Source organism: Kribbella sp. NPDC055110 (assembly GCF_053607525.1).
The window spans coordinates 131,382-149,213 of sequence record NZ_JBSGTS010000019.1; the positions used below are offsets into that span (position 1 = coordinate 131,382).

Below are 17,832 nucleotides of genomic sequence, written 5' to 3' on the forward strand. Positions count from 1 at the left end.
CCAAGGATTCTCATCACACCTCGGATGGTAGGCAGCCGCGCATCCGCCGTCATCCGGTTTTCCACAGGCGAGCGGCAGGCGAGTTTTGGTCTGTCGGTGCGGGTGGTTAGAGTCCTTTTCTCACGGGAGGGAGTTCGGATGGACGCGACATTGCTCGACGCCGAGGCCGACGCGGCCGTGCTGCGTGTCTACCGTCAGGTGTTCGCCGTGCTCGCCCGCGAGGCCGGCGCGATGATCGTCGATCCGGACCTGCTCGACGCCGACCAGGCGATCCTCGACGCGTTCGCCGAGGCCGGCAGCGACGGTCTGACCGTGGAGCAGGCCACCCTCGCCTGCCGGGCGTATCCGCACGACGTGATCGTCCGGCGTTTCGACGTCCTCCGGCAGTACGGCGCGATCACCAAACTCGTCGACCGTCCGAACGAACTGCGCCACCGCGCCGCCTTCGCGCCGTACGTGATGCTGATGTTCCTGCGGCGGATGTCCGTCCAGGGCGGCCAGGGCGAGCTGCACCAGCTGCTCACCCTCGAGGCGCACAGCGTCAGTGACCCGCAGGCGACGGCCGAGGACGGCAAGGCCTCGATCGGCCGCCTGACCAAGGTCTTCCGCCTGCTCGGCAACGAGCTCGCGATCCTGGTCGCGACCAGCACCACCGCCCAGCTCCGGGAGAACGCCCAGCTCGCCTGGGGCAACGAGCGCCTGATCGAGCAGGCCGAGAAGGTGCACCGGCTGGTCCTGGACCGCTGGCCCGAGTTGCACCGCGACTGCACCGCGCTCCGCATGGCGCTGGCGGCGTACGCCGACGCTGTCCAGCTCGCCGCCGGCCGCCTGGTCGAGCGCGCCGGTACGACGCGGGCGCTCGGCCTCCTGCCCATCGAGACCTGGCTGACGTTCTCCCGCAGCAGCGAGCCCGACGCGCTGGCCGGCGTACTCGATGGTCTGTTGTTCGACGCCGCCGCGCCGGATTTCTCTGCGCAGACGATGGTCGAGGCAGTAGAAACAGGACGTCGCAGTGGCACCGCGCGGATGGCTCCACCACGGCCGACCGCGGACGCGGATGCTCCGGAGTCGGCCGCGGCGACGGATCGCGAGGACCTGCGCGCCGAGGCGGAGCGGGTACTGGCTGGGCGCCCCGCCGTCGACATCGTCGAGGTCGTCGACGAGGCAGGCGACTGGATCACCGCGCGGCGCGTGCTCGCGGAGTTGACCGCGGCACACCTGCACGACGAGCTCGAGTACGAGCTGGTGTGGTCGGACGGCATGCGGATCGATCCCACCGCGGGTACGCCGTGGGCGACCGAGGGCGTGTTCCGCCGGGTGGTCCGATGAGTACTGAAGCCGTTGAGCGGCGGCTGTACAACGCGTTGTGGTGGGCGAAGGTGCAGTCCGCCGGACCGCTGCAGGTCGACCCCGACACGCCCGCCGTCGCCGGTCTCACCCGCGCCGCGGCACCGGACGGGTCAGCGGTCTGGCTGGTGCCGACGCTCCCGTCGGGCGCGGGTCATGGCGTGCTCGACGAGCTCGACGCTCCCCCGGTCGCCGTGGAGCAGCCGAACGAAACAGCCCGTATTCTCGCGATCTGCGTCGCCTGCTGCTGGACCGACCGCAGCGCGCCGGCCTGGCCCGGTTCGACCGGGACACTCGCCCAGATCAGGTCCGTGTACGCCGGGATGCGCGGCCGCCCCGAGCAGTCGAGCGACCTCACCCTGATCATCGGCAGCCTGCGCCGCCTGCACGCCACGCACTGGCTCCTGTGGGACGACAAGGCCGGCGAGGTACACCTCGGCCCGCGCGTCATCACCTGGACCGCAGCCGACCTGTCCACCCTCCGCGACCTCTGCCGCCACCTCCCCGAGCCACCACCAGCCGTCCTGTCCCTCACGACTGCCGCAGCGGAGGCACCGGACCAGGCGCTCCCGTCCAGCACTCCAGAGGACGTGCTCCACGACGCCACCCCCTCCGCAGACGATGCGTCTGATGAGGCTGAATCCGTCGGCGATGCGTCTGATGAGACCGGGGCCGTTGACGGTCAGCGGGCGGAGGTGGCGGATGACTGAGCAGCATGCGTTGTTCGACCCTCTGCTCCAGGACCTCAGCGACCGCTCCCGCGACGAGGTGCTCGCCGCGTTCAGCGCGGTGCAGTACGCCGCGCACCCGGTCGCCGAGGTACAGCTCGCCGGTCTCCGCGACGTCACACTGCGCCGCCAGGTCCAACGCATGCTCAAGCTCATCGGCCGAACCCTCGTCCACGTCGACGGCACGCACTGGACCGCGGGGTACGACGACGACATCGCCGCCAGCCTGGTGGCTCAAGGCTGGCAGCCGTTGTCCGTCATCGACCGCGCGGTGCTGGTGCTCGTACTGATCCATTCCGTCGCGATCCCCCGCAGCGAAGGCATCCTGACCGGCGACAGCTGGAAGTCGGCACGGCCCACCACGGTCGACGAGCTGCGCACGAGCAGGATCAGCGGCGAGGAGCGACGCCTTGCCCTGCAGCGGTTGCGCGCCGCGGGGTTGATCCAGCTGTCCGGCGATCATTCGGGCGGACCGTCGTACATCCCGGGTCCGCAGTTGCAGCGACTGACACCGGCCGCGCGGCGTCGCCTGCAGGATCAGCTGATCCTCGCCGCGGCCCCGGCCAGTCCGATCGCCGAAGCCATCCGCGCCCGTCATGGGGTTCCAGCAGAAGTAGGAGACGAAGTATGAGCGCTGCTGAGGACGGGCCGTTCGACATCTTGGGGTCGAAGGTGCTGCTCGGGGTGCAGGTCGTCGACCTGTCGCGCCTGTCGACGCACCCGATCCCGATGATCGGCCGCGGCCTGATCACGGTTGCCGGCCAAGGCCCGACCGACTCGAACGGCGCGGGCAAGTCGTCGTGGATCGCCGCGCTCAGCCTCCTGCACGCCGACGACCAGTGGCGCCTGACCAGCGGCGCGCCCGGTGCGGCCGAGCTGCTGTTCACCGCCGAGGCGGCCGGACAGGAAGGCAACTGGTCGAACGTCGACCGCGGCTACATCGTCGGTGTCTTCTCCGACCCCGACCTGACCGACCTCGACGAGATCGAGGCGGCCGCGATCACCGTCTGGATCCGCATCAACCGCAAAGCGTCGTACATCGACCTTCGCTGGAAACAGGGCCTACACATCCCGTACGGCGCGACCGAGGCCGAGCGGGCCGCCGGCGCCGACGCGTTGTGGGCCACCCTCCCGCACTCGAACGGCCGCACCGACTTCCACGCCAACAAGCTCTCCCAGGTGCTGTACGGCGGCCAGGTCCGGTGCGTCTCGTTCTTGTCGACGTCGGTGCGTTCCAGCCCGACCGCGAACCTGCTCGCCGAGCCGCTCAACGAGCTCGGCCCGGCCCGCATCTTCAACGCGATCGCGACGCTCACCGGTCTCGACCACGAGCTCGAGCAGGAGCAGGCGCACCGCTCCGCCGAGCACACGCAGCGCGAGGCGACCAAGCAGGCGACCGCCGACCTGCAACGCTGGGAGCAGGAGATGGCGACCGTCGAAGCGGGCATCCTGCAGCGTGCCGCAGCACGTGAAGCGCTCGCCGCGGCCAAGGAGTCCTGGCAGGCACGCTCGGCGCGACACCTGATCGACGGCTCCGCGCGGAACGACGAAATCCTTCAGGAGCTGACCGTTCTCGACGAGCGGGTCGCCGAGCAGCAGGCCCGCAAGGAAGCGATCGAGGCCGATATCGATGCCTTTGGCAACGAGGAGGGCATGCTCCGCGACGTCCAGCTGACCCGACAGGAGCGGGACAAGCTCGACGCTCGCGACCGGGAGCTCGACCTCGCGCAACGATCGGTGCGTGAGCAACTGGAACGCCTCGGTCAGGAGCACCGGCGGCTGCTGGAAGCGGGCCGTTCGGCCGACGGCCGCGACCTGGCCGCCGCGGCCGAAGAGCAGGCTGAAGCGCGCGAGGTTCTCGAGGAGCACATCGGCCGCGACCACGCCGCACGGGTCGCCGTCGAGCACACGACCGCGGACCTGAAGGAAGCCGAGAGCGGTCAGACCGTCTCCGCGGCGCAGCAGCAGGTCCTGGAGAACGCGGGCATCGAGTGCGGTGCGCTGACGGACATCACCGAGCTGCCGGAGTCCGACCGGGCAGAGTGGGAGCCCCGGTTCGCGCCCTACCGGGAAGCGGTCGTTATCGACGCCGGCGACGCGACTGTCGCGTCGACCGCGCTGGCCGACGCCGGGTACGCCGGATTCGTGCTCGTGCTGGCGAATCGGCCCGGCAGCAAAGGATCCGCAAACCGTTCGACGAAGCATGGCCCGAAGTCGGCCGACAAGCGGTTCGTGCTGGACGCGTTCTTCGCCGCGATCGGCGAGCGCGCGACCAAGGACAACATCGACGACGTCGCCGGTGTGGTGGCCGTCGGGCAGTTCGACGAGCCGATCACCGGGCGGACCGCGCGGATCGAGGCTGCCCGCCGCCGCGTCGAGGCTGCAGCAGAAGCACGCGCGGAAGCCTCGGCGGCTTTGGACCAGGCGCGATCGCGGGTAGAGCAGGCAGAGCGTCGTACGGCGGCCGCTCGGGCGCTCGCCGATGCGGACTCGGTGCAGGAGCAGATCCTCGCGCTCCGCGAGACCGTCGACCGGCACGAGACCGACCGCGACACGCTCGCGCCGCAACTGCAGGCGGCGAAGGAGTCCGCCGAGACCGCGGCCGGCCAGCAACTGGTCCGCGACGAACGGCTGAAGAACCTCGAAGCGACCCGTCGCGACCACGACCGGATCCTCGACGAGTTGACCGGCCGTCGCCTCGCGCTGCGCGAGGAGCAGACCACGCTCGACCTCACCACGCGGAGCACCGCCTGGGGCGGGACGCCCGCGGAGGCCGAGGAGTTCATCCTCGGGCTGCCCGATGACGCGCAACGCCGTACGACGGCCGACTGGAACCATCAGGCCTGTACGCAGCTCGACGACGTCGTCCGCCGCTGCTTCCCGAACGCCCGATCGCGTGAAGAGATCCCGACCGAGCTGTGGGAGATCCTGAACGGCCCGGACGGCTGGACGAACGGCACTCTCAGCGATCGCGTCGGCCTGGTGCCGGCGCTGCAACGCACGTTGAGCAGCCACCTCGCCCAGCACGAGACGTTCGACAGCCTGCAGCAACAGCAGATCGCCAGCCAGCGCGCCGAGCGGAACGCCGCGCTCGAGCGCGCCCGCGAGGGCCTCGGCGAAGCGGAGAGCACGGCCCGCGCCCACCGCGCGTCGCTCGCCGACGGCATCAAGGCACGGCTGCGCCTGGTGTCGCAGGAGTTCGACCGCCTCGACCAGCAGTACGGCGGGTACGGCGCGAAGCTCGAGTTCCCCGAGCCCGATCCGCCCGCCGAGCCCGACAAGCCGTGGCGCTGGACGGTCACGCCGAAGTGGCGCCGGTCCGAGGGCGGCCCGTTCTCGGCGTTCAACGTCAAGGGCAACACCGCACAGATGGACGAGAAGGCGGTGAAGCTGGTGTGCGCGGCCGCGCTCGCCGGCGGTTCGGACCGTCCGCTGCTGCTGATCCTCGACGAGCTCGGCCGCAACCTCGGTTCGCAGCACCGTCGCGAGGCGGTGGCGCTGTTCGAGCAGATCGGCCGCGACCGGAACATCACCGTGATCGGCGCGCTCCAGGACGACATGGAGCGGTATGCATTGGCCTCGTCCCGGCTGTACGTCAAGCTCCGGCGCAGCTCGGACACCATGCCGTACAACCAGGCGCCGGTGGTGAAGGGCAACGAGGACAACGCGGCCCGCGTCGAGCTGCTCCGCGAGTGGATGACGTCGTACCGCGGCGCAACCCCAATGCTGGAGCCGACGCTCACGTAGTCCGACAATTTCCGACAGAAACAATCAGGCGAGGTCTTGACCTGGCTCTGTGGGCCCGCATACTCACCAGGTGAGAGCGCTCTCTTCCTACCGCCCCAGGGAGATCACCCCATGCTGTCGCGACGGTTCCTGCTACTGACCACAGTCCTCGGCCTCTTCGCCGTACTCCTGACACCACTCGCGGCGAGCGCGTTCGCCCCGAAGCCACCGCCGTTGGCGACGCCGTGGACCAACCAGGTGTCGGTGACTGATCCGCTCCCGGAGTACCCGCGGCCGCAACTGACGCGCAGCGAGTGGCAGGGCCTCAATGGCGTCTGGCAGTTCGCGCCGACGAGCGACCTGAACAACCCACCGACCGGGACTCTGCCCGAGGAGGTGCTGGTCCCGTATCCGATCGAGTCCGCGCTGTCCGGCATCCAGCGCCACGAGAACCGGATGTACTACAAGCGCACGTTCACCGTCCCGGCCGGCTGGTCGGGCCGCCACGTGCAACTCAACTTCGGCGCGGTGATGTGGCAGTCGAAGGTCTGGGTCAACGGCACACTGCTCGGCACCCACGAGGGCGGGTACGACGCGTTCTCGTACGACATCACGTCGGCGTTGCGGGCCGGGAGCAACGACATCGTCGTCGGCGTCTGGGCGCCGGTCGACACCGAGGACATCCCGCTCGGCAAGCAGCGCGTCAACCGCGGCGGCATCTGGTACACGCCGTCGTCCGGCATCTGGCAGACCGTGTGGCTCGAGCCGACGCAACCCACCTGGATCACCCGGCTCGACACGATCCCGAACGTCGCGGCCGGCGGGCTGGACCTCACCGTGCAAGCGTCGGCTTCTGGTCAGCCAGTCCACGCCCAGGTGCTGTCCGGCGGACAGGTCGTCGGCGAAGCGAGCGGCGTCAGCGGGACGCAGTTCCGGATCGCCGTACCGAACGCGCATCTGTGGTCGCCCGACGATCCGTTCCTCTACGACCTCCGCGTGACGATGGGCAGCGACTCGGTCGGTGGGTACTTCGGGATGCGCTCCGTCGGCAAGGCGATGCTCGGCGGCTTCCTCCGGCCGACGCTGAACGGCAAGTGCGTCTACGCGCTCGGCACCCTCGACCAGGGATTCTGGCCGGACGGCCTCTACACCGCACCGACCGACGACGCGCTGCGGTTCGACCTGGAGCAGCAGAAGGCGCTCGGTTTCAACATGGTCCGCAAACACATCAAGGTCGAGTCGGCGCGCTGGTTCTACTGGGCGGACAAACTCGGGCTGATGGTCTGGCAGGACATGCCGTCGCTGGTTGCCGGACGCAACGCTTCCGCGAGCGGCGAGGCCCGGTACGAGTCCGAGTTGCGGCGGATGGTCGACAACCACAAGCAGATCACGTCGATCACGCAGTGGATCCCGTTCAACGAGGGGTGGGGCGAGTTCCAGGCCGGGCGGATTGCCGATCTTGTCAAGAGCCTCGACCCGAGCCGGCTCGTCAACCACAACTCCGGTTCGAACTGCTGCGACTCCGATCCGGATCCCGGCAACGGCGACATCATCGACGACCACATGTACGTCGGTCCCGGCGTCGCGCGATCGCCGTCGACGACGCGCGTACTGCAACTCGGTGAGTACGGCGGACTCGGCCTGCACGTCGCCGGTCACGAGTGGCCCAGCGGCAACAGCTTCGCGTACGAGATGCTCCCGACAAGCGATGCACTGACGACGCGATACGTGCAGATCACCAGCCAACTGCCGGACCTGATCACCGGCTCCGGGCTGTCCGGCTCGGTCTACACCGAACCGACCGATGTCGAGGACGAGATCAACGGCTTCTACACCTACGACCGCCAGGTGCAGAAGATGGACTTCGCGCGGGTGCGCGCCGTCAACCAGCAGGTGTTGGCCGCCGCCAACGGTACGGCGCTGCCGCTCGGCAAGCTGATCTCGTTCCGCGTCACTACCCCGACGTACACGAACCGCTATCTGCGGCACATCGACGGCGTGGCGAACACCGAGGTCGTCGATGCCGGCAGCAACCAAACGCTCAAGCAGGACGCGACGTTCTGGGTCCGGCCGGGTCTGTCCAACAGCAACTGCTACTCCTTCGAGTCGCGCAACTTCCCCGGCCAGTACCTGCGCCAGCGCGACCTTCGGATCTACAAGGAAGCCAACCCCGCCGCGGCCGACGCCACGTTCTGCACGCATCCCGGTCTGAGCGGCGGCGGTACGTCGTTGGAGTCCGCCGCGCGGCCCGGGTACTACCTGCGGCACCGCAACTCCGAGGTGTGGCTGGACACCGACACCGGCGGCTCGTACCGCGACGACGCGACCTGGAACCTCGTCCCGGCCTGGTGGCGAAGCGGTGCGGACCTCGCAGTCGGCCAGGCGCGCACGTTCCGCGTGACCACGCCCGGGTACACCGATCGAGTACTGCGGCATCGCGACGGGCTGGCCCGGACCGACGTGATCGACGCGAACTCGTCGCTCACGGACCGGCAGGACGCGAGCTTCGTGATCCGCGCCGGCCTGGCCGAGAGCAGTTGCTACTCGCTCGAGTCGGTCAACTTCCCGGGCCAGTACCTGCGGCACAGCAACTACCGGCTGCAGAAAGCGGCCAGCGACGGCACCGACACGTTCCGCAAGGACTCGACGTTCTGCGCCCAGCCGCCACGCGCGGGCGGGGCAGGCAACGTGTCACTGCAGTCGATCAACTATCCGACGTACTACGTCCGGCACGCGAGCGAGCTGGTCTACATCGCCACCGTCGGCGGCGCGAACCCGTGGGACGGCGGCGGTTCGTACGACGCCGACACGACGTGGGCCGACCAGCCCGGACTCGGAGGCTGACTGATGCGCATCCTGCTCGTACTCGTCCTGCTGGTCACGCCTACCCTCCCGGCAACTGCTGCTCCAACCGCGGTCCAGGTGTGCTCGGTCTCGTGCGACACCCTCGACCCGTCGAAGGCGGAGGAGGAGACGTTCCCCGTACCGGAGAAGGCGATCAACGGGCGTCGCGTCGTACTGCACGTGTCCGACAAGGACGCGATGGCGTGGGGCAGCATCGACAACGGGTCCACCAACGACGCTGTCTGGCTGGACCGCAGCTGGGACGGCGGCGCGACCTGGGACGGCCTGCTCGGCAAGGCCTCGATCCCCTCCGGGTGGACCGGCACTCGCACGCTCATGTACAACCACGCCGACCCGGCCGGCCACCGGCGCGGCCTGATCCGCGCGTGCGGTGACGCGGCCGGCGTCGACTGCACCGCCTGGGTACACACCGCGGTCTGCGCGGCAGCCTGCGACGGGGCCTCCGGTCCGTCCGGCGACAACCAGCCGGTGCCGTCGACCACGCTGTCCAACCGGCGAATCTCGCTCCATGTCGACGATCGCGGCATGGCCTGGGGCGCGCTCGAGAACGGCACGGGAGGCGACGAGATCTGGCTCGATCGCTCCTGGGACGAAGGCGCGTCCTGGCCCGGCGGCTCATCACTCGGCCGGACCAGCGTCGCCGCCGGCACCGGCGCGGTCACGACCCGTCTCTACGCGGTGATCGATCCAGTCTCCAAGCTGTACGGCGGCGCAGTCCGAGCGTGCGGCCGAGCCGTCGAAGGCCAGAACGGCAGCTGTACGGCGTGGGCGCGCCCGGCGTCCGACCGAACCGGTGCAGCCGCCGACGCGTTGATGTACTCGTACCAGCCGCACACCGCGTGGTGGCCGTCGAGTTGGTGGAACTCCGCGGTGGCGGTGACGACGCTGATGGATTACCAGCAGCGCACCCGCCGTACCGATCTGAGCTGGATCGTGAACGAGGTGTTCGAGAAGAACAAGGGTGTGTTCCCGGCGGGCGAGAAGAGCGGTGACGCGCTGGAGGGGAACTTCATCAGTCGCGCGATCGACGACACCGAATGGTGGGGTATTGCGTGGATCGAGGCGTACGACCTGACCGGCGACCAGCGGTACCTCGATATGGCGGTCACCATCGCGAACTACGTCCAGGGGTACTGGGACACGAGCACGTGCGGCGGCGGGGTGTGGTGGGACCGCGAACGCACCTACAAGAACGCAGTGACGAACGGGCTCTACATCCGGATGACCGCGGCCCTGCACAACCGGCTGCCCGGCGACACCGTCTGGTTGCAGCGGGCAACCGCGGGGTGGAACTGGTTCGTTGGCAGCGGGATGATCAACTCCTCGAACCTGGTGAACGACGGCATGACCGGCGCATGCACCAACAACGGGCAGACCGTGTGGACGTACAACCAGGGCCTGGCGATCGGCGGCGCACTGGAACTGTGGCGGGCGACCGGAGACAACGCCCTGTTGGTGACGGCACGCCGGCTCGGCGACGCGGCCATGACCTCGCTCAGCCCTGGTGGGATCCTCACCGAGAGCTGCGATCCAGCCGGCAACTGCGACGACAACCAGAAGCAGTTCAAGGGCATCTTCATGCGGTACTTCATGGACCTGGCGGACTCCACCGGCGACGCGTCGTACCGGGCCTATGCCCAGCAGCAGGCCGACTCGATCTGGCAGAACGACCGCGACTCGCTGAACCGGCTCGGGCAGCGCTGGGCGGGCGGCGGCGCGCGTGACTGGCGTACCCAAGCGAGCGCTCTGGGCGCCCTGGTGGCGGCGGCTCCGGCGGGCTGAGCTTGACACTTGTCCAGATTTCGATGCGTTGTTACCAAAATCGGACCCCGGTGCAGACCCGTGAACTAGGGGTGCAGCAGACTGGTGCGGTGACTGTTCCGGAGAGGCGCCGTACCTGCTCACACCGGGTAGGCGGAGCTCTGGTCAAGCGGTCGTATGACGGCGTACCGTCGCCTGCATCCGGGACCGGGTCCCGATCCGCCACAGCATCGTCTCCGCCTGGGCGGCGGCGTCATCATGATCGGAGGGCGTGAATGGCATCCTGGCTGCTCCGCGCCCAATGGCCGCATCGTGACGAGACCGTCGAGCACCGCGCGCTCCGGGTCCTCCGGACGCTGACCGCGGTGGCGGTCGCGTTTCCGGACGTCCACAACTGGACGCAGGACGAGCGCTGGGGCTACCACGTCCTCGAGGCCGACGGCTCCACGCCGCTGCGGGAGATGGTCGAGGCGACCACGAAGGTCCTCGCGAACGGTACGAGTACGACGCGCCTGCACCTGCAGAGCACCGGCGAGCTGCCGTGGCTGTTCGACCTGTCCATGGGTGGCACGATGACCACTGTCTCGGACCAGCTCACACTGCACTGGAGCGACGAGGACGCGCTGCAGCAGTCGGAGCGGTTCGCTCAGGTACTGCGCGCGGTCGTCACGATCTGGGAGCCGCAATGGGCGAGCATCGCCGACACCGAGCTCGCCGCAGCGGCCGGTGTCTTTCGGCGCGGGATCCCGATGATGGGCTGGCTCACGTACGTGAGGGGCATGGTCGCCGGCGCTCCGGGCATCGACATCACGCTCACGCCGTACGAACGCGGCACCCTTCTGCAGGCGCCGGTCTCCCCCATCGACCTCACACCGGTCCACATCTGCGCAGCAGCCGCACTCGTCGGCATCGCGCCCGAGGAATGACTAGTCCTTCACGACGGTATGCCGGTCCCACCGCTGCAGCTCCTCTGCAGTCGGCACGTGGAACATGCCGCTCCACTCCGTGAGTTCCTCCCGGCTGGCATGGAACGTCGCCGGCGGCAGGTTCGCGTTGCGTTTTTCGAGCCGCTCCCACAGGACCTCGAACGGCAGATCGAGTACGACGATCTCAGCACTCGCTCCGAGCGCCTGAGCCCGGGTCCGGAACAGATCGCGCTCTTCCTCCGACCAGCAGCCGTAGTCGAGGATCACGTCGACCTCGAGCGTCAACGCCCTGGCCGCGACGCCCCAGAGCATCTCGGACTCCAGCACCCAGCGCCGGCCGTCAACCTCGTTCGTGTCGAACAACGCGTCCATCCACTCGTCAGGCGTCAACCGCAGCGCTTTCCGGTCCTCCTCGAGCCGTCGAGCCAGAGACGTTTTGCCTGCACCCGGCAAACCGACGATCAACACCATTCCAGCCATGCCGGGAGCATAGGGCCACGACGCCTGGGTCGCACTGAGATCACGCGGATCGACCAGTTGGCCGGCCGGGATCCGGTCGAGATCTACGAGACGATCTGTGAGCGCGACCAGCAACGCCACGACCCGTGTCTCCTGGACACGATCATGTCCGCCATCGACCAGGCGAACGGCAACCCGCCGCGGCCCTGGTGGACGTACACACCCGAGCGCAAAGCCGGCTGATTCGATGACGTAGACAAATGTTAAGGGCCACCCCTTGTGGGGTGGCCCTTAACAGTGTGAATGTCCGGCGGCGTCCTACTCTCCCACGACCTCCCGGTCGCAGTACCATCGGCGCTGGCGGGCTTAACTTCCAGGTTCGGAATGGAGACTGGGTGTTTCCCCGACGCTATGGCCACCGAAACTCTATAGAAATATCAATCAAACCGACTGCTCAGCCACAAACCCGTTGCGGGGTTTGGTTGCTGGGGGTTTGACCGTATTCCGGGAACCGTACAGTGAACGCGAACATCGTTACGTGTAGCGCAGGCTTGCGACCCTCAGATCGTTGATTCCACATCCCCTGAAGGGGGTGATGGGTGTGTGACAAGCCCTCGGCCTATTAGTACCAGTCAGCTCCACACCTTGCGGTGCTTCCACCTCTGGCCTATCAACCCAGTGGTCTACTGGGGGCCTTACCCGGTTAACCCGGTGGGAGACCTCATCTTGAAGCGTGCTTCCCGCTTAGATGCTTTCAGCGGTTATCACTCCCGAACGTAGCCAACCAGCCGTGCTCCTGGCGGAACAACTGGCACACCAGAGGTTCGTCCACCCCGGTCCTCTCGTACTAGGGGCAGCCCTTCTCAAGTCTCCTGCGCGCGCAGCGGATAGGGACCGAACTGTCTCACGACGTTCTAAACCCAGCTCGCGTGCCGCTTTAATGGGCGAACAGCCCAACCCTTGGGACCTACTCCAGCCCCAGGATGCGACGAGCCGACATCGAGGTGCCAAACCATCCCGTCGATATGGACTCTTGGGGAAGATCAGCCTGTTATCCCCGGGGTACCTTTTATCCGTTGAGCGACGGTGCTCCCACATGCCACCGCCGGATCACTAGTTCCGACTTTCGTCCCTGCTCGACATGTCTGTCTCACAGTCAAGCTCCCTTGTGCACTTACACTCGACACCTGATTGCCAACCAGGCTGAGGGAACCTTTGAGCGCCTCCGTTACCTTTTAGGAGGCGACCGCCCCAGTCAAACTACCCACCAGGCACTGTCCCTGATCCGGATAACGGACCAAAGTTAGACAGCCAGAACAATCAGAGTGGTATTTCAACGATGACTCCACCCGAACTGGCGTCCGAGCTTCACAGTCTCCCACCTATCCTACACAAATTGTACCGACCACCAATACCAAGTTGTAGTAAAGGTCCCGGGGTCTTTCCGTCCTGCTGCGCGTAACGAGCATCTTTACTCGTAATGCAATTTCGCCGAGTCCACGGTTGAGACAGCGCCCAAGTCGTTACGCCATTCGTGCAGGTCGGAACTTACCCGACAAGGAATTTCGCTACCTTAGGATGGTTATAGTTACCACCGCCGTTTACTGGCGCTTAAGTTCAAAGCTTCGCCGGCCTAAGCCAGCTAACCTGTCCCCTTAACGTTCCAGCACCGGGCAGGCGTCAGTCCGTATACATCGAATTACTTCTTCGCACGGACCTGTGTTTTTAGTAAACAGTCGCTTGGGCCTGGTCTCTGCGACCATCACCGCTTCCCCCAGCTTGTGAGGTAACGGTTCCGGTCCCCCTTCTCCCGAAGTTACGGGGGCATTTTGCCGAGTTCCTTAACCATGGTTCACTCGATCGCCTTGGTATTCTCTACCTGATCACCTGTGTCGGTTTGGGGTACGGGCGGCTCTAACACTCACTGCGAAGTTTTTCTCGGCAGCATGGGATCATCCACTTCCCCTGAACGGGTCCGCCTCGGCTCTCAGGCTTCATGAGACACGGATTTGCCTATGTCTCGCCCTACCACCTTGCCCGCGGATCAGCTTGCGCCTACCATCGCCGCGGTTGGACTACCCTCCTGCGTCACTCCTCAATGCACCTACTACCACCTCGGGTCAGAACATCCATACCTCGACCCGAAAGTCTCAGCACTTCTGTTCCTTAGCATCAGCGGGTTCGGTCGGGTCGTGTTAATGCCGGTACGGGAATATCAACCCGTTGTCCATCGACTACGCCTGTCGGCCTCGCCTTAGGTCCCGACTTACCCAGGGCAGATTAGCTTGACCCTGGAACCCTTGATCATCCGGCGGACGGGTTTCTCACCCGTCATTCGCTACTCATGCCTGCATTCTCACTCGTGCAGCATCCACAACTCCATCACTAGGCTGCTTCACACGCTGCACGACGCTCCCCTACCCATCCACACACCTGGATGCCGATCAAGTCGACACCGGGTAATAGTGTAAATGCCACAGCTTCGGCGGATTGCTTGAGCCCCGCTACATTGTCGGCGCGGAATCACTTGACCAGTGAGCTATTACGCACTCTTTCAAGGGTGGCTGCTTCTAAGCCAACCTCCTGGTTGTCTGGGCAACTCCACATCCTTTTCCACTTAGCAATCGCTTAGGGGCCTTAGCTGGTGATCTGGGCTGTTTCCCTCTCGACTACGGAGCTTATCCCCCGCAGTCTCACTGCCGCGCTCTCACTTACCGGCATTCGGAGTTTGGCTGATTTCGGTAAGCCGGTAAGCCCCCTAGACCATCCAGTGCTCTACCTCCGGTAAGAAACACGCGACGCTGCACCTATATGCATTTCGGGGAGAACCAGCTATCACGGAGTTTGATTGGCCTTTCACCCCTATCCACAGGTCATCCCCCAGGTTTTCAACCCTGGTGGGTTCGGTCCTCCACGCGGTCTTACCCGCGCTTCAACCTGCCCATGGATAGATCACTCCGCTTCGGGTCTAGAGCATGCGACTAAAGCGCCCTATTCAGACTCGCTTTCGCTACGGCTACCCCACACGGGTTAACCTCGCCACACACCACTAACTCGCAGGCTCATTCTTCAAAAGGCACGCCGTCACACATTCCGAAGAACATGCTCCGACGGATTGTAGGCAATCGGTTTCAGGTACTATTTCACTCCCCTCCCGGGGTACTTTTCATCTTTCCCTCACGGTACTAGTCCGCTATCGGTCACCAAGAAGTATTTAGGCTTAGCGGGTGGTCCCGCCAGATTCACACGGGATTTCAAGAGTCCCGTGCTACTTGGGAAAACACTCAAGAGTCACTGTCTTACGCCTACAGGGCTATAACCCACTACGGCTCAACATTCCAGAAGATTCGACTTCAACAGCGATTTCTAACTCTTCGACATCACGGCATTAATGTCAGAATGCTCCCACAACCCCACATGCGCAACGCACGCCGGCTATCACACGCACATGGTTTAGCCTCATCCGCTTTCGCTCGCCACTACTCACGGAATCACTATTGTTTTCTCTTCCTGCGGGTACTGAGATGTTTCACTTCCCCGCGTTCCCTCCAGAACCCTATGTGTTCAGGCACTGGTAACTGGCTTTAGAATGCCAGCTGGGTTTCCCCATTCGGACACCCCCGGATCACAGCTCGGTTGCCAACTCCCCGGGGCTTATCGCAGGCTCCAACGTCCTTCATCGGCTCTTGGTGCCTAGACATCCACCGATTGCCCTTAGTAGCTTGTCACAAAATCAACAAATCTTGCGAAATCGCAAAATACGCTACAAAAGATGCTCGCGTCCACTATACAGTTCTCAAAATACGGGCAGGAACACCAACCCTGAACCACCACCACCCGGTAGAAGAACATCCGCAGGGAAACAGCACACCCACAAGACACCCAACACCAGACGTTTGGTGAGAGCCGGCCCCAGCCACCAGACACACACCGATCCGCAAAGATCCAGTGCATCCGTGACCCAGAAGAAACAGTCCCCAACCCCCGAACCCAAACGGTTCGTTGGCCGGGTCCGATTCCTCAGGACCCAACAGCGCGCCTCGGCCCTTCACCCATCCCTCACCCACGTTCCACGCTCACACCCTCGAAAGAGTGTCAGCAGTACTAGCAGGATCCGGTGAGATCCAAGCCTAATGGTCAATGTTCCACATTCCGAAGCACCGCCGCCCTGAAACGGATGTCCAGGAAACGACGAATAGACAGGCACCCCTTACGGGCGAACCTGCCGAATGCTCCTTAGAAAGGAGGTGATCCAGCCGCACCTTCCGGTACGGCTACCTTGTTACGACTTCGTCCTAATCGCCAGCCCCACCTTCGACGGCTCCCTCCACAAGGGTTAGGCCACCGGCTTCGGGTGTTGCCGACTTTCATGACGTGACGGGCGGTGTGTACAAGGCCCGGGAACGTATTCACCGCAGCGTTGCTGATCTGCGATTACTAGCGACTCCGACTTCATGGGGTCGAGTTGCAGACCCCAATCCGAACTGAGACCGGCTTTTTGGGATTCGCTCCACCTTACAGTTTCGCAGCCCTTTGTACCGGCCATTGTAGCATGCGTGAAGCCCTGGACATAAGGGGCATGATGACTTGACGTCATCCCCACCTTCCTCCGAGTTGACCCCGGCAGTCTCCTATGAGTCCCCACCACCCCGAAGGGCGTGCTGGCAACATAGGACGAGGGTTGCGCTCGTTGCGGGACTTAACCCAACATCTCACGACACGAGCTGACGACAGCCATGCACCACCTGTATAGGACCCTTACGGACCCCCCATCTCTGGAGGATTTCCCTATATGTCAAACCCAGGTAAGGTTCTTCGCGTTGCATCGAATTAATCCGCATGCTCCGCCGCTTGTGCGGGCCCCCGTCAATTCCTTTGAGTTTTAGCCTTGCGGCCGTACTCCCCAGGCGGGGCGCTTAATGCGTTAGCTGCGGCACGGAGGACGTGGAATGTCCCCCACACCTAGCGCCCAACGTTTACGGCGTGGACTACCAGGGTATCTAATCCTGTTCGCTACCCACGCTTTCGCTCCTCAGCGTCAGGTAAGGCCCAGAGAGCCGCCTTCGCCACCGGTGTTCTTCCTGATATCTGCGCATTCCACCGCTACACCAGGAGTTCCGCTCTCCCCTGCCTACCTCTAGTCTGCCCGTATCGGAAGCAGGCTCGGGGTTAAGCCCCGAGTTTTCACTCCCGACGTGACGAACCGCCTACGAGCCCTTTACGCCCAATAATTCCGGACAACGCTCGGACCCTACGTATTACCGCGGCTGCTGGCACGTAGTTGGCCGGTCCTTCTTCTGCAGGTACCGTCACTCTCGCTTCGTCCCTGCTGAAAGAGGTTTACAACCCGAAGGCCGTCATCCCTCACGCGGCGTTGCTGCGTCAGACTTTCGTCCATTGCGCAATATTCCCCACTGCTGCCTCCCGTAGGAGTCTGGGCCGTGTCTCAGTCCCAGTGTGGCCGGTCGCCCTCTCAGGCCGGCTACCCGTCGACGCCTTGGTAGGCCATTACCCCACCAACAAGCTGATAGGCCGCGAGCCCATCCCCAACCGCCAGAACTTTCAACCAACCACCATGAGGCAATCGATATTATCCGGTATTAGACCCCGTTTCCGAGGCTTATCCCAAAGTTGAGGGTAGGTTGCTCACGTGTTACTCACCCGTTCGCCGCTCGTGTACCCCCGAAGAGGCCTTACCGCTCGACTTGCATGTGTTAAGCACGCCGCCAGCGTTCGTCCTGAGCCAGGATCAAACTCTCCGTTGAAAAATATGACAACCAGTCAAAGACTGGACAGTCGACACATCGAGTGATCCTTTGAATCAGAAACAAAACCATTACTGGCTATTGTTATCCGTATTAATTTCAAAGGAATCCGCCACAGAACACAGACAACCCACACCCCAAAACCTCGAAGAGGCCCAGGATGAAAGACGCCCAATGCCCGTGAACGGGGATACTTCAATTTCGGCATTGACTTTCGGCACGCTGTTGAGTTCTCAAGAATCGGACGCACACCGC

The 17,832-nt window shown here is 64.8% G+C and carries 9 protein-coding genes and 3 rRNA genes; 8 read left to right on the forward strand and 4 right to left on the reverse strand.

Annotated elements, in window-relative coordinates; all coding sequences use genetic code 11:
• Nucleotides 1–138: 138 nt before the first annotated feature.
• The 7 genes from ACWF0M_RS26790 to ACWF0M_RS26820 all read left to right on the forward strand — a co-directional run bounded on the left by ACWF0M_RS26790 (nt 139) and on the right by ACWF0M_RS26820 (nt 11,353).
• The gene (locus tag ACWF0M_RS26790; RefSeq protein WP_452238467.1) at nt 139–1,329 is read left to right on the forward strand and encodes a hypothetical protein; all 1,191 of its coding nucleotides are present in this window, start codon (nt 139–141) and stop codon (nt 1,327–1,329) included.
• Nucleotides 1,326–2,057, forward strand: a complete 732-nt coding sequence (locus tag ACWF0M_RS26795) for a hypothetical protein (RefSeq protein WP_452238468.1) — start codon at nt 1,326–1,328, stop codon at nt 2,055–2,057. Before ACWF0M_RS26790 ends, ACWF0M_RS26795 begins: the two co-directional genes overlap by 4 nt.
• Nucleotides 2,050–2,706 carry a hypothetical protein gene (locus ACWF0M_RS26800; protein ID WP_452238469.1) on the forward strand — a complete coding sequence of 219 codons (657 nt, stop codon included), beginning with the start codon at nt 2,050–2,052 and terminating at the stop codon, nt 2,704–2,706. Before ACWF0M_RS26795 ends, ACWF0M_RS26800 begins: the two co-directional genes overlap by 8 nt.
• Nucleotides 2,703–5,822 (forward strand): chromosome segregation ATPase, encoded by a 3,120-nt coding sequence (locus ACWF0M_RS26805; RefSeq protein ID WP_452238470.1) that lies wholly within the window; start codon nt 2,703–2,705, stop codon nt 5,820–5,822. Before ACWF0M_RS26800 ends, ACWF0M_RS26805 begins: the two co-directional genes overlap by 4 nt.
• Nucleotides 5,823–5,933: 111 nt before the next feature.
• A complete protein-coding gene (locus tag ACWF0M_RS26810; protein ID WP_452238471.1) occupies nt 5,934–8,645 on the forward strand; it encodes an AbfB domain-containing protein in 2,712 nt (903 codons plus the stop codon).
• A 3-nt stretch (nt 8,646–8,648) separates the two neighbouring features.
• Nucleotides 8,649–10,448, forward strand: a complete 1,800-nt coding sequence (locus ACWF0M_RS26815) for a glycoside hydrolase family 76 protein (protein WP_452238472.1) — start codon at nt 8,649–8,651, stop codon at nt 10,446–10,448.
• A 254-nt stretch (nt 10,449–10,702) separates the two neighbouring features.
• Entirely contained in the window at nt 10,703–11,353 is a 651-nt protein-coding gene (locus tag ACWF0M_RS26820; protein WP_452238473.1) for a hypothetical protein, read from the forward strand.
• On the opposite strand, the gene ACWF0M_RS26825 is transcribed toward ACWF0M_RS26820, so the two are convergent.
• Nucleotides 11,354–11,833, reverse strand: coding sequence for an AAA family ATPase (locus ACWF0M_RS26825; RefSeq protein WP_452238474.1), 480 nt, complete (start codon nt 11,831–11,833; stop codon nt 11,354–11,356).
• Between the two features lie 39 nt (nt 11,834–11,872).
• Here ACWF0M_RS26825 and ACWF0M_RS26830 point away from each other — a divergent pair, with 39 nt between their 5' ends.
• Entirely contained in the window at nt 11,873–12,055 is a 183-nt protein-coding gene (locus ACWF0M_RS26830) for a helix-hairpin-helix domain-containing protein (RefSeq protein ID WP_452238476.1), read from the forward strand.
• Between the two features lie 62 nt (nt 12,056–12,117).
• Here the strand turns inward: ACWF0M_RS26830 and rrf are convergent.
• From rrf to ACWF0M_RS26845, 3 genes are all read right to left on the reverse strand, one after another.
• Nucleotides 12,118–12,235, reverse strand: a 5S ribosomal RNA gene (gene rrf, locus ACWF0M_RS26835).
• Nucleotides 12,236–12,414: 179 nt separating this feature from the next.
• Nucleotides 12,415–15,540: ribosomal RNA gene (locus tag ACWF0M_RS26840) — 23S ribosomal RNA — on the reverse strand.
• 512 nt (nt 15,541–16,052) lie between these two features.
• A 16S ribosomal RNA gene (locus ACWF0M_RS26845) occupies nt 16,053–17,577 on the reverse strand.
• The 16S, 23S and 5S rRNA genes sit together here, the layout of an rRNA operon.
• Nucleotides 17,578–17,832 lie beyond the last annotated feature (255 nt).